This is a genomic window from Streptomyces sp. M41 (genome assembly GCF_043673425.1).
In the GTDB taxonomy this organism is placed as follows: Bacteria; Actinomycetota; Actinomycetes; order Streptomycetales; family Streptomycetaceae; genus Streptomyces.
This window is the reverse complement of the sequence record NZ_JBIMKE010000031.1, coordinates 28,834-48,356: the sequence shown is the minus strand read 5'-3', so window position 1 is coordinate 48,356 and position 19,523 is coordinate 28,834. Positions and strand designations below refer to the sequence as shown.

General features: G+C 71.1%; 16 protein-coding genes. 13 read left to right on the top strand and 3 right to left on the bottom strand.

The features are described from left to right. Nucleotides 1–241: 241 nt before the first annotated feature. Entirely contained in the window at nt 242–1,330 is a 1,089-nt protein-coding gene (locus ACHBTE_RS29510) for a branched-chain amino acid aminotransferase (RefSeq protein WP_394727571.1), read from the top strand. Nucleotides 1,331–1,397: 67 nt separating this feature from the next. On the opposite strand, the gene ACHBTE_RS29505 is transcribed toward ACHBTE_RS29510, so the two are convergent. After that, nucleotides 1,398–2,849, bottom strand: a complete 1,452-nt coding sequence (locus tag ACHBTE_RS29505) for a cytosine permease (protein WP_394727569.1) — start codon at nt 2,847–2,849, stop codon at nt 1,398–1,400. A 143-nt stretch (nt 2,850–2,992) separates the two neighbouring features. Between ACHBTE_RS29505 and ureA the strand changes: the two genes are divergently transcribed. The 8 genes from ureA to ACHBTE_RS29465 all read left to right on the top strand — a co-directional run bounded on the left by ureA (nt 2,993) and on the right by ACHBTE_RS29465 (nt 12,363). Further along, a complete protein-coding gene (gene ureA / locus ACHBTE_RS29500) occupies nt 2,993–3,703 on the top strand; it encodes an urease subunit gamma (protein ID WP_394727567.1) in 711 nt (236 codons plus the stop codon). Further along, nucleotides 3,700–5,412 (top strand): urease subunit alpha, encoded by a 1,713-nt coding sequence (locus ACHBTE_RS29495; protein WP_394727565.1) that lies wholly within the window; start codon nt 3,700–3,702, stop codon nt 5,410–5,412. Before ureA ends, ACHBTE_RS29495 begins: the two co-directional genes overlap by 4 nt. Before the next feature lie 9 nt (nt 5,413–5,421). Continuing rightward, on the top strand, nt 5,422–6,462 hold the full coding sequence (locus ACHBTE_RS29490) for an agmatine/peptidylarginine deiminase (protein WP_394727563.1): 1,041 nt from the start codon (nt 5,422–5,424) through the stop codon (nt 6,460–6,462). A gap of 46 nt (nt 6,463–6,508) precedes the next feature. Continuing rightward, nucleotides 6,509–7,108 (top strand): TetR/AcrR family transcriptional regulator, encoded by a 600-nt coding sequence (locus tag ACHBTE_RS29485; RefSeq protein ID WP_394727561.1) that lies wholly within the window; start codon nt 6,509–6,511, stop codon nt 7,106–7,108. 105 nt (nt 7,109–7,213) lie between these two features. After that, a complete protein-coding gene (locus ACHBTE_RS29480; protein ID WP_394727559.1) occupies nt 7,214–8,500 on the top strand; it encodes a TolB family protein in 1,287 nt (428 codons plus the stop codon). 307 nt (nt 8,501–8,807) lie between these two features. Further along, complete coding sequence (gene cimA / locus ACHBTE_RS29475; protein ID WP_394727557.1) at nt 8,808–10,412, top strand: citramalate synthase; 1,605 nt, start codon at nt 8,808–8,810, stop codon at nt 10,410–10,412. Nucleotides 10,413–10,467: 55 nt separating this feature from the next. Next, the gene (locus tag ACHBTE_RS29470) at nt 10,468–10,896 is read left to right on the top strand and encodes a VOC family protein (protein ID WP_394727555.1); all 429 of its coding nucleotides are present in this window, start codon (nt 10,468–10,470) and stop codon (nt 10,894–10,896) included. A gap of 120 nt (nt 10,897–11,016) precedes the next feature. Further along, complete coding sequence (locus ACHBTE_RS29465; protein ID WP_394727553.1) at nt 11,017–12,363, top strand: hypothetical protein; 1,347 nt, start codon at nt 11,017–11,019, stop codon at nt 12,361–12,363. Nucleotides 12,364–12,514: 151 nt separating this feature from the next. Here ACHBTE_RS29465 and ACHBTE_RS29460 read toward each other — a convergent pair whose 3' ends face one another. Further along, nucleotides 12,515–13,297 (bottom strand): S1 family peptidase, encoded by a 783-nt coding sequence (locus tag ACHBTE_RS29460; protein ID WP_394727551.1) that lies wholly within the window; start codon nt 13,295–13,297, stop codon nt 12,515–12,517. A gap of 256 nt (nt 13,298–13,553) precedes the next feature. Between ACHBTE_RS29460 and ACHBTE_RS29455 the strand changes: the two genes are divergently transcribed. Continuing rightward, on the top strand, nt 13,554–14,123 hold the full coding sequence (locus ACHBTE_RS29455; protein ID WP_394727549.1) for a YdeI family protein: 570 nt from the start codon (nt 13,554–13,556) through the stop codon (nt 14,121–14,123). Between the two features lie 83 nt (nt 14,124–14,206). Here the strand turns inward: ACHBTE_RS29455 and ACHBTE_RS29450 are convergent, their stop codons facing one another. Further along, nucleotides 14,207–14,761, bottom strand: coding sequence for a YceI family protein (locus tag ACHBTE_RS29450; RefSeq protein WP_394727547.1), 555 nt, complete (start codon nt 14,759–14,761; stop codon nt 14,207–14,209). A 216-nt stretch (nt 14,762–14,977) separates the two neighbouring features. On the opposite strand from ACHBTE_RS29450, the gene ACHBTE_RS29445 reads away from it, so the two are divergent. The 3 genes from ACHBTE_RS29445 to ACHBTE_RS29435 all read left to right on the top strand — a co-directional run bounded on the left by ACHBTE_RS29445 (nt 14,978) and on the right by ACHBTE_RS29435 (nt 19,289). Further along, on the top strand, nt 14,978–17,299 hold the full coding sequence (locus ACHBTE_RS29445) for a polysaccharide lyase 8 family protein (protein ID WP_394727545.1): 2,322 nt from the start codon (nt 14,978–14,980) through the stop codon (nt 17,297–17,299). Between the two features lie 154 nt (nt 17,300–17,453). Then, nucleotides 17,454–19,037 carry an acyl-CoA carboxylase subunit beta gene (locus tag ACHBTE_RS29440; RefSeq protein ID WP_394727543.1) on the top strand — a complete coding sequence of 528 codons (1,584 nt, stop codon included), beginning with the start codon at nt 17,454–17,456 and terminating at the stop codon, nt 19,035–19,037. Nucleotides 19,038–19,094: 57 nt separating this feature from the next. After that, entirely contained in the window at nt 19,095–19,289 is a 195-nt protein-coding gene (locus tag ACHBTE_RS29435; RefSeq protein ID WP_394727541.1) for an acyl-CoA carboxylase subunit epsilon, read from the top strand. Nucleotides 19,290–19,523: the final 234 nt, after the last annotated feature.

The window sequence follows — 19,523 nt, the reverse complement described above, 5'->3', positions numbered from 1 at the left end:
GTCGGGTCACTTCGCACCCGGCGGCTTCCCCATGTCCGCCGCCGGGTGACACCATCAACCCCTGGATCGCGATTTCGCGCCGATCACGTCGAACAGGCCGATTTCTTCCACGGCACCCGCTTGCGATAATCGAACGCGGAGCCGCGGTAAGAAGGAATGCTCGGACGTCCTAGCACTGGCGACAGGCAGTACTGGCGTGATCGCGGCCCGCCACAACGCAACCGGTGAAGGACATCTACTCATGACGACGCCCACGATCGAGCTCAAGCCGTCCGCCAGCCCGCTCGCCGCCGCGGACCGCGAGGCGATACTGGCCAACCCCGGGTTCGGCCGCCACTTCACCGACCACATGGTGACGATCAAGTGGACCGAGGGCCGCGGCTGGCACGACGGCCAGCTCGTGCCGTACGCGCCGCTCTCCCTCGACCCCGCCACGATGGTCCTGCACTACGCGCAGGAGATCTTCGAGGGCCTGAAGGCCTACCGTCAGCCCGACGGGTCCGTCGCCACGTTCCGTCCGGAGAAGAACGCCCAGCGCTTCCAGTCCTCCGCCCGTCGGCTCGGCATGCCCGAGCTGCCGGTCGAGACGTTCATCGAGGCATGCGACGCACTGGTGCGGCAGGACGAGGCGTGGGTGCCGGCGCACGGCGGCGAGGAGTCCCTCTACCTGCGGCCGTTCATGTTCGCGACCGAGGTCGGCCTGGGCGTGAAGCCCGCCAGCGAGTACCTGTTCATCGTCATCGCCTCCCCGGCCGGCGCGTACTTCCCGGGCGGCGTCAAGCCGGTGTCCATCTGGGTCTCCGAGGACCACGTCCGCGCCGTGCCCGGCGGCATGGGCGACGCGAAGACGGGCGGCAACTACGCCGCCTCCCTGCTCGCCCAGGCCGAGGCCGCCGCCGAGGGCTGCGCCCAGGTCTGCTACCTGGACGCGGTGGAGCGCAAGTGGGTCGAGGAACTCGGCGGCATGAACCTGTACTTCGTGTACGGCGACAAGATCATCACTCCGTCGCTGACCGGCTCGATCCTGGAGGGCGTCACCCGTGACTCCCTGCTGGCCGTCGCCCGTGACCTCGGCTACGAGTCCGAGGAGGGCCGGATCTCCGTCGACCAGTGGCAGCGCGACTCGGAGAACGGCACCCTCACCGAGGTCTTCGCCTGCGGCACCGCGGCCGTCATCACCCCGGTCGGCACCGTGAAGCGCACGGGCGCCCAGTGGGACCAGGGCGACGGCGAGCCCGGCGAGGTCACCCTGAAGCTCCGCCAGGCCCTCCTCGACATCCAGCGCGGCAAGACCGAGGACAAGCACGGCTGGATGCACAGGCTGGGTTAGGGCCAAGACGCCGGCCCGATGTGGGTGCCGGGCCAGGCGACGCCGGGATGGTCCGGACCGACAGGTCCTAGCTCTCGGCCGTGACCGGCAGGGCCGCCCCGGACTCCGTGTCCGCGGCGGCCCTTTCGCGTGCCGGGGCGCGGTCACCGCGCGTCAGCAGCACGTACGCCACGCCCCCCGCCAGCCCCGACAGCAGGAAGCTGCAGTCCACCCCGCCGGTCACGCCGAGCAGCGGCCCCTCGTACGACGGCACGGAGACGGCGAGCAGGCCGACCGTGGCGCCGAGGACCCAGGACACGGTCGCCGGGATGTTCCAGCCGGACCGGTACCAGTAGATCCCGCCCCGCGCCCGGCGGTTGAAGACCTGGAGGGCCTCAGCGTCGTACTCCCCGCGACAGCGGGCGAAGCCGATCAGGGTGATGACCGCCCACGGGGTGCCGATCGCCGTCAGCAGCAGCACGAAGGACGTCATGGCGTCCTGGGCGCTGGAGGCGTAGTGGCCGGCGAAGACGCACACCGTGGCGAGGACCGCGACCGCGTAGGTCGCCGTCGTGCGGGCGGCCCGGGGCAGGATGGCGTCCAGGTCGAGGCCCATGGAGTAGAGCATGAGCCCCGCGTTGCCGACCGAGCCCGCGGAGGCGGCCAGCAGCAGCGGGATCAGGAACCAGGTGGGGGACGCGGAGACGAGCGGTCCGGCGTAGTCGAGGGCCGCGCGGGCCGCGTACGCCGTGAAGGTGCCGAAGAGCTGCGGGACCAGCAGGCCCAGGGTCAGACCGAGCCAGGTCGCGTGCAGGACCCGGCGGGAGGAGTGGCGGGCCGGGGAGATGTAGCGGGTGTAGTCGCCGAGCAGGGTGATGAAGGCGATCGGTCCGGACAGCCCCGCCGCGACCGTGGCCAGCAGCCAGGTCGGCCAGAAGCCGCCCAGCAGGAGGCCGCCCGCCTCGGGCAGCGCGCCGGTCGTGAAGTGCGGGGCGTAGGCGATCACGCCGAGGACGAGCAGGGCCGTCATGCCGATCGCGAGCACCCGGGACAGGGCGAGCAGTACGCGATAGCCGTACACCGCTGCGGCGACGGTCGCGGCGGCGAGGAGCGCGTAGACGACGCCGTACGACAGGTCGTTCGCCGGGGTGCCGAACAGGCGGCCCAGGACGCTCACCATCACATCGCCGCCGATCCAGATCGTCAGCGCGGAGTAGCCGAGGGCCAGCAGCAGGCCGACGACCGAGCCGACCAGCCGCCCCCGGACCCCGAACTGGGCGCCGGAGGACGTGGACAGGTTGGTGGCCGTGCGCAGGGAGATCAGGGCCAGTGGGGCGGTGAGGGCCGTGCCGACCAGGGTGCCCACCACGATCGAGCCGACCGATGCCCACCATCCCAGGCCGAACGACGGCGGCAGCCAGCCGAAGACGATCACCCCGAGGCAGAGATTCGAGCCCAGCAGGATCGAGACGAGATCCCGGGGCCCGCTGGTGCGTTCCTCGTCGGGGATGGTGTCGACTCCGCGCTGTTCCATCGGCATGGCAGGTCTCCTTCGATCGGCCGGCAGAGTTAGAGCGACGTTCAATCTGTGGGATCGATTGCGCTGAGTCAACACTTCGGTTCTACGGATTTAATGTTTAGAGTGATGCTCTAATCTGAGCGATGCAAGGAGGTGCCCGCCACATGAGACTGACTCCCACGGAACGTGACCGGCTGCTGCTCTTCTCAGCCGCCGAGCTGGCCCGCGCCCGCCGCGCCCGCGGTCTGCGGCTCAATGTCCCGGAGGCCACCGCGCTGATCGCGGACACCGTGTGCGAGGCGGCCCGTGACGGCGTCCGGCTGGCCGAGGCCATCGAGCGCGCCCAGTCCGTGCTCGGCCCGGACGACGTGCTGCCGGGCGTCGCCGACGTCGTCACCGAGGTACATGTCGAGGCCGTCTTCGACGACGGCTCACGCCTCGCGGTCGTAGGCGACCCGATCGGCATCGCCGCCACCCTCGGCGACCGCGCCCCGGGTGCCCTGCTGCCGGGACCGGAGGACGCCGAGCCCGAGGCGGCCCTGCGGCTGACGGTCACCAACACCGCCACCGTGCCGGTCTCCGTCACCTCCCACTTCCACTTCTTCGAGGCCAACCCCCGGCTCGACTTCTGCCGGGAGCGGGCCTACGGCATGCGGCTGGCCGTGCCCGCCGGATCCTCCGTGCGCTTCGGGCCGGGGGAGAGCGTCGAGGTCGGGCTGGTGCCGATCGGGGGCGACCGGATCGCGATCGGATTCGCGGGGCTCGTCGACGGGCCGCTGGACGCACCCGGCGCCCGCGAAGAGGCACTGCGCCGCGCCGCCGCCTGCGGCTACCTCGGCGTACCGGAAACAACCGACCAGGAGGTCCAGCGATGAGCCGCCCAGGAGGCCACCCCGCCGAGGCGCGCCGCCTCACCCCGTACGAGTACGCCGCCACCCACGGCCCACGGGCCGGCGACCGCGTCCGGCTCGGCGACTGCGGGCTGACCATCCGCGTCGAGGCCGACTCCCAGCGCCCCGGCGACGAGTTCCTCGCCGGGTTCGGCAAGACCGCCCGGGACGGGCTGCATCTCAAGGCCGCCGCCGTCCGGGAGACCTGTGACGTCGTCATCAGCAATGTGGTGGTGATCGACGCGGCGCTCGGGATCCGGAAGGTCTCCATCGGGATCCGGGAGGGCCGGATCTGCTCGGTCGGTCGGGCCGGGAACCCCGACACCCTCGACGGGGTCGACGTCGTCGTCGGCACGGGCACCTCGATCGTCTCCGGCGAGGGACTGATCGCCACCGCCGGGGCCGTCGACACCCATGTCCATCTGCTGTCGCCGCGGGTCATGGAGGCCTCGCTCGCCTCCGGTGTCACCACGATCATCGGCCAGGAGTTCGGGCCGGTGTGGGGCGTCGGCGTCAACTCGCCCTGGGCGCTCGGGCACGCGTTCAGCGCCTTCGACGCCTGGCCGGTCAACATCGGCTTCCTGGGCCGGGGTTCGTCCTCCCACGACGCGCCCCTGGTCGAGGCCCTGGAGGAGGGCGGCGCCTGCGGCTTCAAGGTGCACGAGGACATGGGCGCCCACACCCGGGCGCTGGACACCGCCCTGCGGGTCGCCGAGGAACACGACGTCCAAGTGGCCCTGCACAGCGACGGTCTGAACGAATGCCTGTCCGTCGAGGACACCCTGAAGGTCCTGGAAGGCCGCACCATCCACGCCTTCCACATCGAGGGCTGCGGCGGCGGACACGTGCCGAACGTGCTGAAGATGGCCGGCGTCCCGAACGTCATCGGCTCCTCCACCAACCCCACCCTGCCCTTCGGCCGGGACGCGGTCGCCGAGCACTACGGCATGATCGTGTCCGTCCACGACCTCAAGACCGACCTGCCCGGCGACGCCGCCATGGCCCGCGACCGCATCCGGGCCGGGACCATGGGCGCCGAGGACGTGCTGCACGACCTGGGCGCGATCGGCATCACCTCGTCCGACGCGCAGGGCATGGGCCGGGCCGGTGAGACCGTCCGCCGTACCTTCGCGATGGCCGGGAAGATGAAGGCCGAGTTCGGCGCCCCCGACGACGACCACGACAACGAGCGCGTCCTGCGCTACATGGCCAAGCTGACCATCAACCCGGCCATCGCCCACGGCCTCGCCCACGAGGTCGGCTCGCTGGAGGTCGGCAAGCTCGCCGACATCGTGCTGTGGCGGCCGGAGTACTTCGGCGCCAAGCCGCAACTGGTGCTCAAGGCCGGATTCCCCGCGTACGGCGTGGTCGGCGACCCCAATGCCGCGACCGACACCTGCGAACCCCTGGTTCTCGGGCCGCAGTTCGGGGCCCACGGTGCCACGCCGGCCGAGATCTCGGTGGCCTTCGTGGCGCAGACCGCCGTCGACCAGGGCAACGACTCGATGCCGACGCGCCGGCGCAGGGTCGCCGTACGCGGCACACGCGGCATCGGACCCGCCGACCTGCGCCTGAACTCCCGTACCGGAGCCGTGGACGTCGACCAGCGCACCGGCCTGGTCACCCTCGACGGCGAGCCTTTGCGCTCCGAGCCGGCCGAGTCCGTCTCCCTCAACCGCCTCTACTTCCTCTAAGGAACTCTCATGTCCGCAGCTGCCGACGGCTTCCGCATGCCCGCCGAGTGGACCCCGCACGAACGCACCTGGATGGCCTGGCCGGGACCCAACCCGACCTTCGACGACCCGGAGGACCTGGCCGCCGCGCGGATCGCCTGGGCGTCCGTCGCCCGTGCCGTGCGGCGCTTCGAGCCGGTGACGGTGGTGTGCGGACCCGGCCAGTCGGCCGAGGCCCGCGCCCTGCTCGGCGAAGGCGTCGAGACGGTCGAGCGGGACCTCGACGACGCCTGGATGCGGGACATCGGACCCACCTTCCTCACCGACGGCGCCGGTGAACTCGCCGCCGTCGACTGGACGTTCAACGGCTGGGGCGCCCAGGACTGGGCCCGCTGGGAGCACGACGCGAAGATCGGCGCCTACGTCTCCGACCTCGCCGGCGCGAGCAGGACGTACGCCTCACGGCTCGTCAACGAGGGCGGCGCGATCCATGTGGACGGCGAGGGCACGGTCCTGCTGACCGAGACGGTCCAGCTCGGGCCGGAGCGCAACCCGCACTGGACGCGGCAGGAGGTGGAGGCCGAGGTCCACGCCATGCTCGGCACCCGCAAGGCGATCTGGCTGCCCCGCGGCCTCACCGGTGACTATCCTCCCTACGGCTTCGGCACCCTCGGCCATGTCGACATCGTGGCTGCCTTCGCCCGCCCCGGCGTCGTCGTGGCCCATGTGCAGCCGGACCCGGCGCACCCCGACCACGAGGTGACCCGGGAGACCGTCGGCCTGCTGCGGTCACAGACGGACGCGCGAGGGCGCCGCCTGGAGGTGGTGGAGGTCCCCGCCCCGACCGTCCTGGAGGCCGACGGCCACTGGGCCGACTACTCCTACATCAACCACTACCTCTGCAACGGCGGCGTCGTCCTGTGCGGCTTCGACGACCCGCGCGACGAGCTCGCGGCCGGCATCTTCCGGCGGCTGTTCCCCGAGCGGACGGTGACCCTCGTGGACGCCCGTACGATCTTCGCGGGCGGTGGAGGCATCCACTGCATCACGCAACAGCAGCCGAAGGTCTAGGGGAACGCCCTCCGGATCGGGTTCGGCTGCGGAGAAGGAGCCGCAGATGGCCGGTGGGCGCAGGCAGGCGCCGCCCCGCGACGAGGTGCTCGCCGCCGCCATGGAGATGATCGCCGAGCGCGGACTGGAGAAGCTGACCATGGCGGCGCTCGGCCGTGCGGTCGGGATGAGCAGCGGCCATCTCCTCTACTACTTCCACTCCAAGGACGAGCTGCTGCTGTGCACCCTGGAGTGGAGCGAGGGGCGGCTCGGCGCCGAGCGCGGCCGGCTGCTGACCCGCACCGCCTCCGCCCGGGAACGGCTCGACGCCTATGTCGACCTGTACGTCCCCGACGGCCATCGTGATCCGCACTGGACCCTGTGGCTGGAGGTCTGGAACCGCTCGCAGAACGCCGACGACGCCGCCCGCGAACGCCAGGCCGCCATCGAGGGCGCCTGGCACCGGGACCTGGTGGCGCTGGTCGCGGAGGGTGTGTCCCGGGGGGAGTTCCGGACCGTGGACCCGGACCGTTTCGCCGCCCGGCTGCGGGCCCTCCTCGACGGCTTCTCGATCCATGTGGCGATCGGGCTGCGCGGCACCGACCGGGCACAAATCCTGCGCCACGTAAGGGAGTTCCTGGACGACAGCCTCCTCGCGGACTCCTGAGCCCAGGCCCGGGTTGTACGCAATATGGCGGATTGACCATGGGGCGCGTGGTGCGTTTGCCTCGGTTCAGCAACAGCCGCGACCGATCACGGGGGAACAACAACCATGCACCGCATCAAGCGAGTTCGAGCGCTCGCCTGCACCGTCGCCCTGGCCGCCACCACGGCGGTACTGACCGCCACACCGGCGAGCGCAGCGCCCCGTGTCCCGTCCGTCGAGCGGGTCACCCTCTCGGCGACGGGGGAGCAGGGCAACGGCGACTCGTACGCGCCGGAATTCAGCGCCGACGGCCGCTTCGCGGCGTTCATGTCGGACGCGACCGGCCTCGTGGCCGGCGACACCAACCAGGTGTCGGACGTCTTCGTGCGCGACCTGCGCACGGGCTACGTCGAGCGGGTCAGCGTCGCCTCCGACGGCACCCAGGCCGACCAGAGGTCGTCCGTGCAGGGCATCAGCGCCGACGGGCGGTACGTCCTGTTCCGCTCCAACGCGAGGAACCTGGTCGCCTGGGACACCCCGCCGGCGGACGCGGGAGCCGACGACATCTATCTGCACGACAGGCGCACCGGCACGACCAGGCGGATCAGCGTCGCCTTCGACGGGGGCTCGGCCTACGCGGCCGGCGCGGCCATGTCGGCGAACGCCCGCTACATCACCTTCAACGCCAAGGCCGACCGGATGGAGCAGGGCGCCGCGGACCTCTTCGGCGCCGTGTACGTCCACGACCTGCGCACCGGCCGCACGGAGCGGATCACCAACGCGGACCGCCCCACCAACCCGGCGCTTTTGCAGGATGTGAGCGCCGACGGCCGGTACGTGCTGTACACCCAGCTCGTCCCGCGCAGCCCCAACGGGGTCACCTGGGTGCACGACCGCCGCACCGGCGCCGAGGAACGGGTCAACGTCAAGGCGGACGGCTCCCCGGCGCCCCGCCACGCGCTGCCCGCCACCCTCTCCGCGGACGGCCGCACCGTCGCCTTCCAGAACTGGGACGAGGACCTGGTGCCCGGCGGCGGCCCGGACGCCTCCGACATCTACGTCCGCGACCTGCGCACCGACACCACCCGGCGGGTGGACGCCGGCCCCGACGGCGAGAGCATGCCGGACCGGCCCGTGATCAGCGACGACGGCCGGTACGTGGGCTACGAGGCCACCCCGCGGCTGCCCGACGGCACGTTCGGCCCGGCCAACATCTACCTCCGCGACCTGCGCACCGGCGGCACCCGCCTGGTCAGCGAGTCCGTGGCCGGCGGGCCGGTGACGGACGCGTCGGTCTCGCTCGCGTCGGTGAGCGCGGGGGCGAAGCGCCTCGCCCTCAGCAGCGCCTCGTCCCAGCTCGTCGCCGGCGACACCAACGGTGTGAGCGACGGCTTCGCACATCACCGGCGGTGATCAGCACACTGTTCGCATCCTGAGACGGACGGTGAGCACGGGGGCGACTTGTGCCAGACTGCCCCCGTGCTCTCGTTCGCCATGATTATTGGCAGCAGGCGCGCCGGTCCGCAGTGACCACCACGTACGACCAGGTACGGGTGGACACCGTCGTCCTCGACCCGCGCGCAGACCTCTCGCACCCGCGAGAGGTTTTTCTGTTTCCCGGCCCACCCGCAGCCGGGCGGAGAGCGTGAGGGACCATAGGTGGGGGCGGTGGAGCCGGTCATTCCGGTAGACCGAGATCCAATACAGGAGCCTTACGACCATGACGTCAACCAGCGAGCTCGACGACTCGTTCCACGTCTTCGACACCACCCTGCGCGACGGCGCCCAGCGGGAGGGCATCAATCTCACGGTCGCCGACAAGCTGGCCATCGCCCGTCACCTGGACGAGTTCGGCGTGGGCTTCATCGAGGGCGGCTGGCCCGGCGCCAACCCGCGCGACACCGAGTTCTTCGCCCGCGCCCAGCGGGAGATCGACTTCAAGCACGCCCAGCTGGTCGCCTTCGGCGCCACCCGCCGCGCCGGCGGCAAGGCGTCCGCGGACCCGCAGGTCGCCGCGCTCCTCGAGTCCGGCGCCCCGGTGATCACCCTGGTCGCGAAGTCCCACGACCGGCATGTCGAGCTCGCGCTGCGCACCACCCTGGACGAGAACCTGGAGATGGTCCGCGACACGGTGTCCTACCTGCGCGAGCAGGGCCGCCGGGTCTTCGTCGACTGCGAGCACTTCTTCGACGGCTACCGCGCCAACCCCGAATACGCGAAGTCCGTCGTGCGCACCGCCTCCGAAGCAGGCGCCGACGTCGTGATCCTCTGCGACACCAACGGCGGTATGCTCCCCGCCCAGGTCCAGGCGGTCGTCTCCACGGTCATCGCCGACACCGGCGCCCGGCTCGGCATCCACGCCCAGGACGACACCGGCTGCGCGGTCGCCAACTCCCTCGCCGCCGTCGACGCGGGCGCCACCCACGTCCAGTGCACGGCCAACGGCTACGGCGAGCGCGTCGGCAACGCCAACCTCTTCCCGGTGGTGGCGGCCCTGGAGCTGAAGTACGGCAAGAAGGTCCTCCCCGAGGGGCGCCTGCGGGAGATGACCCGCATCTCGCATGCCATCGCCGAGGTCGTCAACCTCACCCCGTCCACACACCAGCCGTACGTCGGCGTCTCCGCCTTCGCGCACAAGGCCGGACTGCATGCCTCCGCGATCAAGATCGACCCCGACCTCTACCAGCACATCGACCCCGAGCAGGTCGGCAACACCATGCGCATGCTGGTCTCCGACATGGCCGGACGCGCCTCGGTCGAGCTCAAGGGCAAGGAGCTCGGCATCGACCTCGGCGGCGACCGCGAGCTGATCGGCCGGGTCGTCGAGCGGGTCAAGGAGCGCGAGCTCCAGGGCTACACGTACGAGGCCGCCGACGCCAGCTTCGAACTCCTGCTGCGCGCCGAGGCCGAGGGCAAGCCGCTGAAGTACTTCCAGGTCGAGTCCTGGCGGGCGATCGTCGAAGACCGCCCCGACGGCAGCCACGCCAACGAGGCCACCGTCAAGCTGTGGGCCAAGAGCGAGCGCATCGTCGCCACCGCCGAGGGCAACGGCCCGGTCAACGCCCTCGACCGAGCGCTCCGGGTCGCCCTGGAGAAGATCTACCCGCAGCTCGCCAAGCTCGACCTGGTCGACTACAAGGTCCGCATCCTGGAGGGCGTGCACGGCACCCAGTCCACCACCCGCGTCCTGATCTCCACGTCCGACGGGGCGGGGGAGTGGTCCACGGTCGGCGTCGCCGAGAACGTCATCGCCGCGTCGTGGCAGGCCCTGGAGGACGCGTACACGTACGGGCTGCTGCGGGCCGGTGTGACCCCGGCCGAGTAGGCCGAACGGACCCCGCCGCCACGCCCGGGCGCGTCTCCGACGGCACAGTGGGGCCATGGACACGTACGACGTGGGGAACCTGTTCACCCGGGGGCAGGTCGCGACCCGCCTGCCCGCCCGGGATCTGGAGCGGGCGCGGCGCTTCTACTCCGAGAAGCTGGGTCTGGAGCCCGCCGACGAGCGGCCGGGTGGACTGCTGTACCGGTGCGGCGGCACGGAGTTCGCCCTGTTCCAGTCGACGGGAGCGTCCCCCGGCACCTTCACCCAGATGGGCTGGCAGATCGAGGACGTGGACGCGGCCGTGGCGGAACTCAGGCGGCGCGGCGTCGAGTTCGAGGAGGTCGACGTGCCGGGCCTGCGCACGACGAACGGCATCGCTGAGATCGAGGGGCACTACCCCAGCAAGGGCTTCAGCGGGGAGCGCGCCGCCTGGTTCCACGACAGCGAGGGCAACCTGCTGGGCATCGGCGAGCCGTACGCCTGATCCACTACGCCCGCGGACACCGCAGCGCGACGGAGGGGGAGTGCGGGGCTGAGGATGCCGGCGTGGAATCGTGACCACGCCACCGGCTCCTTTGCGCGGTCCATCAGGTAGCGTCGAAGTATGAGGACTCCGCTCTTCCGGGGTCTCATGCGCTCGCTGATCGTGCCGGTCATCGCCGCCGCGGCGGTGTTCACGGCCGGCGCGCCCGGCGCACATGCGGCCACGGACCTGACACCGGTCGCCGAGGCGCTGCGGGAGGATCCCGTCTACGTGGATCCCGCCGCCTCGGACCAGCTGGCGTCCGCGGACGCCGAAGCACTCGCCGACAAGATCAGGGATGCCGACCGGCCCGTCTTCGTGGCCGTCCTCCCCGCCGACCAGCCGACCGAGAACCTCCTGCGCAACCTCCGCACGGAAACCGGTGTCACGGGCCTGTACGCCGTCCGCGTCGGAGACCGCTTCGACGCCGCGGCCGACCCGGTCGTGCTGCCTCCGCGAGCGGTGGACAACCTGGTCACCTCGGTGCAGAGCGCCGGTGACCCCAAGGCCCAGCTGAACGACTTCGTGGACGCGGCGCTGCGCGACGTGAACGGCAGCGCACCCAGCGGCTGGCGCGACGGCGGCGCCGGCGAGACCGTGGACATCAGCGGCCTGATCGCCGCCGGCGCGGTGCTGGCAGCCGGCGGCGCTACCGCGTACGCGCTGGTCCGGCGCAACCGGCGCCGCCACGAGGAGGAGCAGCGGGCGGCACTGGAGAAGCTGAGGGTCGTCGTCGACGAGGACATCACGGCCTTCGGCGAGGAACTGGACTGTCTGGACTTCCACCCGGCCGAGCGCGGCGCCGACGACGCGATGCGCGCGGACTACGAGCATGCCCTGGACGCTTACGACCAGGCGAAACGGCTGATGGACGGGGCGCGCCGGCCGGAGGACGTCAAGGCGGTCACCCAAGCCCTGGCGGACGGCCGCTTCTCCCTCACCGAGCTGGCCGCCCGCCGGGACCACCGGCCCCTGCCCGAACGCCGGCCGCCGTGCTTCTTCGACCCTCGCCACGGCCCGGCGGTGGCAGACGAGACATGGACCCCGCCCGCCGGTACGGCACGTGAGGTCCCGGTCTGCGCGGCCGACCGCACCCGGCTGGCCGAGGGCCGCGACCCCGTGGTCCGCGAGGTGGACACCGAGGACGGCCGTCGCCCGTACTGGGACGCCGGCCCCGCCTACGGCCCCTGGGCCGGCGGCTACTTCGGCGGCGGCATCCTCCCCGGCCTCCTCATCGGCACGATGCTGGGCAGCATGATGGCGACCCCCGCCTACGCGGCCGACTACGGCGCGGGCTACGGCTATGAGGGCGGCGGCTACGAGGGCGGCGACGTCTCCGGCGCGGACTTCGACGGCGGTGCCTTCGACGGCGGGTTCGGCGACGGCGGGTTCGGCGGTGGAGGTTTCGACGGGGGCGGCGGATTCTGACCCCCCGCCACCGGCGAACCCGGACCTGACCTCACCGGAAGGGACGAAACGGAACGGGCCCGGCGTCCGTGGACGCCGGGCCCGTCGGCCGTACTGGCAGGTCGCGGCGACCGTAGGTCATGAGGACCGTGCGATCACACAGGACCCGCGGTCACAGCGAGGACGCCGCCGACGCGATCTGCGAGGCGAAGGTCGAGACCTCGGTGTAGACGCCCGGCGCGTTCGGCCGGGCGCAGCCTATGCCCCAGCTGACGATGCCGACCTGGATCCAGGCGTTGTTCGCGTCCCGGCGGAACATCGGGCCGCCGGAGTCGCCCTGGCAGGTGTCGACCCCGCCCGACGGGAAGCCGGCGCAGATCTCCTCGTTCGCGACGAGGCCGCCGTAGCCGCTGTAGGAACGGCACTGGGCGTCGCTGACGAACGGCACGGTGGCCTTGAGCATGTAGCGCTGCTGGGCCCCGCCCTCGCGGTTCGCGCCCCAGCCGGCGACGGTGAAGGTGCCGGTGTTGTACTGCGCGGTGGTGGCGATCTTCAGCGTCGGCAGGTTGATGGGCCGGGCCAGCTTGATGAGCGCCCAGTCCTTGCCGGTGCCGTTGTAGCCGGGGGCCCGGTACACGTACGTGGAACGGACCTGCACCCGGCCGCTGGTGGACTGGAGGTCCACGACACCGGCGGTGGCGGTGATGCCGGTGTTGGGGCCGGTCGAGCCCACGCAGTGCGCGGCGGTGAGCACGATCTGCTGCGTGTAGAGCGCGCCGCCACAGCCCATGGAGAGCCGGACCATGAACGGGAACTCGCCCTGCGAGGCACGCGTTCCGCCGACGACGCGCGAGTCGGCGGCCTGCGCGGCCGAGACGGGCTGAAGGCTGGCGATCGCGAGAGCGGCTGCGCCGAGGACCGCGCATCTCTTGAGCGCGGTGAGTAGCTTCTTCAACGTGATGCCTTCCGTGGGGGGTTGGACATACGAACGTGAGAGCGCTGTGATGTCAGGGGCATGCCACACAAGGGGGAGTGAGAGGAGCGATGTCCTCTCGTCGTGACATGCGCCGGTCAATTCTGTTGCTGGATTATGAGAAGCCAGTGCGTGTTCGGACAAGGGGCCAATTCCAGCCACCCCCAGAGGAAGACCCCTCGGGCAGGGCGATGGAAATAGGACAGAATCTGACCTGTACCTCGCCTAACGTGCCCGTATGACCCCCTCCGACGGAACAGCACCCCTCGCCTTCGAGTCGGCCGCCGCTCTCGACGCATGGCTGACCGCGCACCCGGCACCGCACCCCGGCCTCTGGGTCGAGCTCGCCAAGAAGGGCTCCGGCGTCCCCTCCGTCACCGCCGCCGAGGTCAACGACGTGGCCCTGTGCCACGGCTGGATCACCGGGCAGCGCAAGGGCCTGGACGCCTCGTCCTACCTCCAGCGGATCACCCCGCGGCGACCCGGCAGTCTCTGGTCGATGGTCAATGTGCGGCGGGTGGCTGAGCTGACCGCCGAGGGCCGCATGCGCCCCGGCGGCCTCGCGGAGGTGGCGGCGGCCAAGGCGGACGGCCGGTGGGAGGCGGCGTACGAGTCACAGCGCAACGCCCAGGTCCCGGACGAGCTGACCGCGGCACTGATGGAGAACCCACGCGCCGCCGACGCCTTCGAGAAACTGGGCCGGACCGAGCGCTACCAGGTCATGCTGGGCCTCCTGCGCGCCCGTACCCCCCGCGGCCGGCAGACGCAGGTCGCCGCGATCGTCCGGGAGTTGACGCGGCGCGCGTGACGCGGCGCGCACGGCGCGGCGCACATGACGAAGCGCCGGTGAGCGGAGGGCTCACCGGCGCCGTGTCTGAGTGCGCGAAGGGGTCACGCGTTCTTGATCGCCGAGATGTCGAAGTTCAGCTTGATCTTGTCGGAGACCAGGACACCGCCCGTCTCCAGGGCCGCGTTCCAGGTCAGGCCCCACTCGGAGCGCAGGATCTGCGCCTTGCCCTCGAAGCCGACGCGCTCGTTGCCGAAGGGGTCCTTCGCGGCGCCGTTGAACTCGAGGTCGATGGTGAGCGGCTTCGTCGTGCCGAGGATCGTCAGATCGCCGGTGATGCGGAAGTCGTCGCCACCGAGCGACTCGGCCTTGGTGGAGCGGAACGTCATCGTCGGGAATTCGTCCGTCTTGAAGAAGTCCGCGCTCCTGAGGTGACCGTCACGGTCGGCGGAGCCGGTGTCGATGCTGTCCATCTTGACGTCGATGGACGCCGAGGACGCGGCCGGATCCGCGCCGTCCAGGTGCAGCGAGCCGCTGAAGTCGAGGAACTTGCCCTTGACGTTGGTGACCATCGCGTGGCGGACGGTGAAGCCGATGGTGGAGTGGGCGGTGTCGATCGTGTAGTCGCCGGTCAGGGCGGTCAGGTCGGTGTTCGCCATGACGTGCTCCTTCGAAGTGAGGTCGAATCCGTGTGATGCCGAGCCGTGCTGCCGGATCGGCGTGTGCTGCCGGACCGGTGGGGGTGCGCCGGATCCGTAATGTTGAATCTTGAACTACATCAACGAGACCTACCGTAGCTCTATTCCGTTCAATGTTCAACAGCATCCACGGTGTGTCTGTGGCGTAGCACCGCGTTACGTGGTATCGGCATGAGCATGACCTTCACGCGCCGTGCCTTCCTGTACGCCGCCGCCCTCACCGCACCCCTGGTCCAGGGAGCCCTCACCCCTGCCCGAGCGGCAGCCGCCCTCGACCCCTACGACGCCCTCCGCCTGCGCTGGCTCGACATCGCCCTCGGCAGCGGCTACGACCCCGCGGCGGAGCCGTACGTCACCCGTCTCGCCGAGACCGGCACCCTCGCCCGCGGCTTCGGGGCCACCATGACGCCCACCGCCACCTCCCTCTGGCCGGGGCACCCGTACGATCCGCCCTCCGGTATCACCCGGAGCTACAGCCGGCTGTGGACGATGACCCGGGCCTACCTCCAGCAGGGCACGGGCTCCACCGGCGACCCGGCCCTCCTCGCCGACGTACTGCGCGGCCTCGACCATCTCTCCACCACCGTCTACAACCCGTCCACCACCCGCTACGGCAACTGGTGGGAATGGCAGATCGGCAGCCCCCGGCTGCTGATGGACATCACGGCCGCCCTGTACGGCCACCTCACCGAAGAACAAATCGCCGCCGCCTGCGCGGCCGTCGACCACTTCGTCCCGGACTCGATGCTCGGCGACTACTCCGGCACCTCCACCGGCGCCAACCGCGTCGACCTGTGCCGCAGCGTCGCCCTGCGCGGCATCCTCGGCCGGACCCCCGCGAAGATCGCGCTCGCCCGCGACGCCCTCTCCCCGGTCTTCCCGTACGTCACCGAGGGCGACGGCCTCTACGCCGACGGCTCGTTCGTCCAGCACACCTGGGTCGCCTACTCCGGCACCTACGGCCAGGTCCTCCTCGACGGCCTCGGCCGCCTCTTCGCCCTGCTCGCCGGGTCCGAGTGGGAGGTGGCCGACCCGAACAAGCAGATCGTCCTCGACAGCGTCGAGCGGGCCTTCGCGCCCCTCCTCCACGACGGACTGATGATGGACAGCGTCAACGGCCGTGCCATCAGCCGGGGTTACCTCAAGAGCGACGACCGCCAGGTGATGCGCGGCGATCACTTCCACGGCCAGGGCGTCATCGCCGCCATCGCCCTGCTCGCCGGCGGAGCGAGCGCGGCGGAACGCGAGCGCTGGTACGGCCGGATCAAGGGGTGGATCGAACGGGACACGGTCGCCCCGATCCTGACGGCACGTCAGTTCGGTACCGCCGATCTGGCCCGCCTGCACGCGGTCGCCGCCTCCCCCGTCCCGGCCGCCCCCGAACCCACCGGCCATCACCTCTTCGCCGCCATGGACCGTGCCGTGCACCGCCGCCCCGGTTTCGTCGCGAACATCGCCATGGCGAGCGACCGCATCGCCCACTACGAGTGCGGCAACGGCGAGAACCCGCGCGGCTGGCACACCGGCGCCGGAATGCTCTCCTGGTGGGCGACGGGCAACGGCGACCAGTACACGGACTGGTACTGGCCGACCGTCGACTGGTACCGCCTCCCCGGGACCACCGTCTCCACCCGGCGCCTTCCCGACCGGGCCGGCGGCGAGTGGGGCGAGCCCAAGCCCGACGCGCGCTGGGTCGGCGGCACCACGGACGGCGAGTACGCGGCGATCGGGCAGCACCTCAAGGGGCTCGGCTCCACGCTCGAAGCCCGTAAGTCGTGGTTCTGCGTCGCGGACGCGGTGATCTGCCTGGGCGCCGGGATCACCTGCGCCGACGGCGTCCCCGTCGAGACCGTCGTCGACAACCGCAACCTGGGGGAGGGCGGCACCCAGGCCCTCGTACGCGGACCCGGCTGGGCGCATCTGGAGGGCCACGGCGGCTGGGTGGTGCCGTACGGCGACCTGCGGACGCTGCGCGAGGACCGCACCGGCGCCTGGGCCGACATCAACACCGGTGGCACGGCCGAGCGCCGCACCAGGCGCCGGCAGCTCCTGTGGCTCGACCACGGCACCGACCCGAAGGACGCGACGTACGTCTACCTGCTCATGCCCGGAGCCGGGCGGCGCGCGGTGGCGGCACGGGCCGCGCGCTGCGCCCGCTGGCTGTCCGTCCTCGCCAACGACAGCGGCTGCCAGGCGGTCCGCGTCCCCTCCCTGGGCCTGACGGCCGCCAACTTCTGGCAGCCGGGTACGGCCGGCCCGCTCAGTGCCTCCGCCGGCGCGAGTGTGCTGGTCCGCGGCCGGGGCCGGACCGCTACCCTCTGCGTGAGCGAGCCGCCGCGCACAGGGGTACCGCTGGAGATCGTCTGGGACCGTCCCGTACGCCGGGTGACGCGGGCGGACGACTCGGTCGAGGTGCTCTCCACGGGCCGCCGACTGAGGGTTCGTGTCACTCCGGGGATGGTATGTGCCGGCCATCGATGTGAGGTGGTTCTCGGCTGACGTCTTTGTACGGTCCTCACAACGCACAGGCCCTCTGAGCAGTCGGAAGGGCTGCACGCGTCCATGGTTCTGTTCAGGGGTGCCAGGAAAACGCGCCGGAGACTGTACGGAGTCAACGGCTCGCTTTCCTCCGTGTCCTTCGTAAGGTCACTACATGACCGTTTTGGATGAGGCACCGGGTGAGCCGATCGACGCCCGCGGACGGACGGCCGAGCTGCACGAGATTCGTGCGCAGGCCCTGGCCGGCCCGAGCGAGAAGGCGACCGCGGCACAGCACGCCAAGGGCAAGCTGACCGCACGGGAGCGCATCGAGCTGCTCCTGGACCCCGGGTCCTTCCGGGAGGTCGAGCAGCTGCGTCGGCACCGGGCCCAGGGCTTCGGCCTGGAGGCCAAGAAGCCGTACACCGACGGTGTCATCACCGGCTGGGGCACGGTGGAGGGCCGCACGGTCTTCGTCTACGCCCATGACTTCCGCATCTTCGGCGGCGCGCTGGGCGAGGCCCACGCCACCAAGATCCACAAGATCATGGACATGGCCATCGCGGCCGGCGCTCCGCTGGTCTCCCTCAACGACGGCGCGGGCGCCCGAATCCAGGAGGGCGTCTCCGCTCTCGCCGGCTACGGCGGCATCTTCCAGCGCAACACCAAGGCGAGCGGGGTGATCCCGCAGATCTCGGTGATGCTGGGCCCCTGCGCGGGCGGCGCGGCCTACTCGCCCGCCCTGACGGACTTCGTCTTCATGGTCCGCGAGACCTCGCAGATGTTCATCACCGGCCCGGACGTGGTCAAGGCCGTGACGGGTGAGGAGATCACCCAGAACGGGCTGGGCGGCGCCGACGTGCACGCCGAGACCTCCGGCGTCTGCCACTTCGCGTACGACGACGAGGAGACGTGCATCGCGGAGGTCCGCTACCTCCTCTCCCTCCTCCCGCAGAACAACCGGGAGAACCCGCCCCGGGTGGAGTCCTCGGACGCCCCCGACCGGCACAGCGACGTCCTGCTGGACCTGGTCCCGGCGGACGGCAACCGGCCGTACGACATGGCCAAGGTCATCGAGGAGATCGTCGACGACGGCGAGTACCTCGAGGTCCACGAGCGCTGGGCCCGCAACATCATCTGCGCCCTGGCCCGCCTCGACGGTCAGGTGGTGGGCATCATCGCCAACCAGCCGCAGGTGCTGGCCGGTGTGCTGGACATCGAGGCGTCGGAGAAGGCCGCGCGCTTCGTGCAGATGTGTGACGCCTTCAACATCCCGATCATCACCTTCCTGGACGTGCCCGGCTTCCTCCCGGGTGTCGACCAGGAGCACGGCGGCATCATCCGGCACGGTGCGAAGCTCCTGTACGCCTACTGCAACGCCACCGTGCCGAGGATCTCGCTGATCCTGCGCAAAGCGTACGGAGGGGCCTACATCGTCATGGACAGCCAGTCCATCGGCGCCGACCTCACCTATGCCTGGCCCACCAATGAGATCGCCGTGATGGGCGCCGAGGGCGCCGCCAACGTGATCTTCCGCCGGCAGATCGCCGAGGCCGAGGAACCCGAGGTCATGCGCTCCCGCATGGTCAAGGAGTACAAGTCCGAGCTCATGCACCCCTATTACGCGGCGGAGCGTGGCCTGGTCGACGACGTGATCGACCCCGCGGAGACCCGCGAGGTACTGGTCAAGTCGCTGGCGATGCTCCAGACCAAGCACGCCGACCTGCCGTCCCGCAAGCACGGCAACCCCCCGCAGTAACCCAGCGGATCCTTCGCGGTACCCCCGCGGAAACCTCGTCCACGGAGACTGACACCCATGAACCTCCCTGACATTCGCGTCGAGAAGGGCCACGCCGAGCCCGAGGAAGTCGCCGCCATCACGGCGATCCTCCTGGCCCGCGCCGCCGCCCAGCCGGCCGACGCCGCCCCTGCCCACCGAGGCCGCGCAAAGGCCGGCTGGCGCCGCCTGGAGCGCGAGCCCGGCTTCCGCGCACCGCACAGCTGGCGCTGACGCCCGCGACGCTCGTACGGCCCCGTTCTCCCGTCGGGAGGGCGGGGCCGTCTGCATGGGGCGCCCGGGAGCTCGGTGGGCGCCGCCAGGGAGCGGCTGCGGGTGGTGGTGGGCCGGTCGCGCAGTTCCCCGCGCCCCTGAAGACCGGGCCACTGGTCCCACTCTCAGGGGCGCGGGGAACTGCGCGATCAGCCCCCACGCACCCGCGGCCGCCCATGAAGCCCGGCCCGGTCG

What these genes read in the sequence shown, in the direction of transcription:
- ACHBTE_RS29510 (WP_394727571.1), top strand. Translation starts at nt 242, where the DNA reads ATGACGACGCCCACGATCGAGCTCAAGCCGTCCGCCAGCCCGCTCGCC.
- ACHBTE_RS29505 (WP_394727569.1), bottom strand. Translation starts at nt 2,849, where the DNA reads ATGCCGATGGAACAGCGCGGAGTCGACACCATCCCCGACGAGGAACGC.
- ureA (WP_394727567.1), top strand. Translation starts at nt 2,993, where the DNA reads ATGAGACTGACTCCCACGGAACGTGACCGGCTGCTGCTCTTCTCAGCC.
- ACHBTE_RS29495 (WP_394727565.1), top strand. Translation starts at nt 3,700, where the DNA reads ATGAGCCGCCCAGGAGGCCACCCCGCCGAGGCGCGCCGCCTCACCCCG.
- ACHBTE_RS29490 (WP_394727563.1), top strand. Translation starts at nt 5,422, where the DNA reads ATGTCCGCAGCTGCCGACGGCTTCCGCATGCCCGCCGAGTGGACCCCG.
- ACHBTE_RS29485 (WP_394727561.1), top strand. Translation starts at nt 6,509, where the DNA reads ATGGCCGGTGGGCGCAGGCAGGCGCCGCCCCGCGACGAGGTGCTCGCC.
- ACHBTE_RS29480 (WP_394727559.1), top strand. Translation starts at nt 7,214, where the DNA reads ATGCACCGCATCAAGCGAGTTCGAGCGCTCGCCTGCACCGTCGCCCTG.
- cimA (WP_394727557.1), top strand. Translation starts at nt 8,808, where the DNA reads ATGACGTCAACCAGCGAGCTCGACGACTCGTTCCACGTCTTCGACACC.
- ACHBTE_RS29470 (WP_394727555.1), top strand. Translation starts at nt 10,468, where the DNA reads ATGGACACGTACGACGTGGGGAACCTGTTCACCCGGGGGCAGGTCGCG.
- ACHBTE_RS29465 (WP_394727553.1), top strand. Translation starts at nt 11,017, where the DNA reads ATGAGGACTCCGCTCTTCCGGGGTCTCATGCGCTCGCTGATCGTGCCG.
- ACHBTE_RS29455 (WP_394727549.1), top strand. Translation starts at nt 13,554, where the DNA reads ATGACCCCCTCCGACGGAACAGCACCCCTCGCCTTCGAGTCGGCCGCC.
- ACHBTE_RS29450 (WP_394727547.1), bottom strand. Translation starts at nt 14,761, where the DNA reads ATGGCGAACACCGACCTGACCGCCCTGACCGGCGACTACACGATCGAC.
- ACHBTE_RS29445 (WP_394727545.1), top strand. Translation starts at nt 14,978, where the DNA reads ATGACCTTCACGCGCCGTGCCTTCCTGTACGCCGCCGCCCTCACCGCA.
- ACHBTE_RS29440 (WP_394727543.1), top strand. Translation starts at nt 17,454, where the DNA reads ATGACCGTTTTGGATGAGGCACCGGGTGAGCCGATCGACGCCCGCGGA.
- ACHBTE_RS29435 (WP_394727541.1), top strand. Translation starts at nt 19,095, where the DNA reads ATGAACCTCCCTGACATTCGCGTCGAGAAGGGCCACGCCGAGCCCGAG.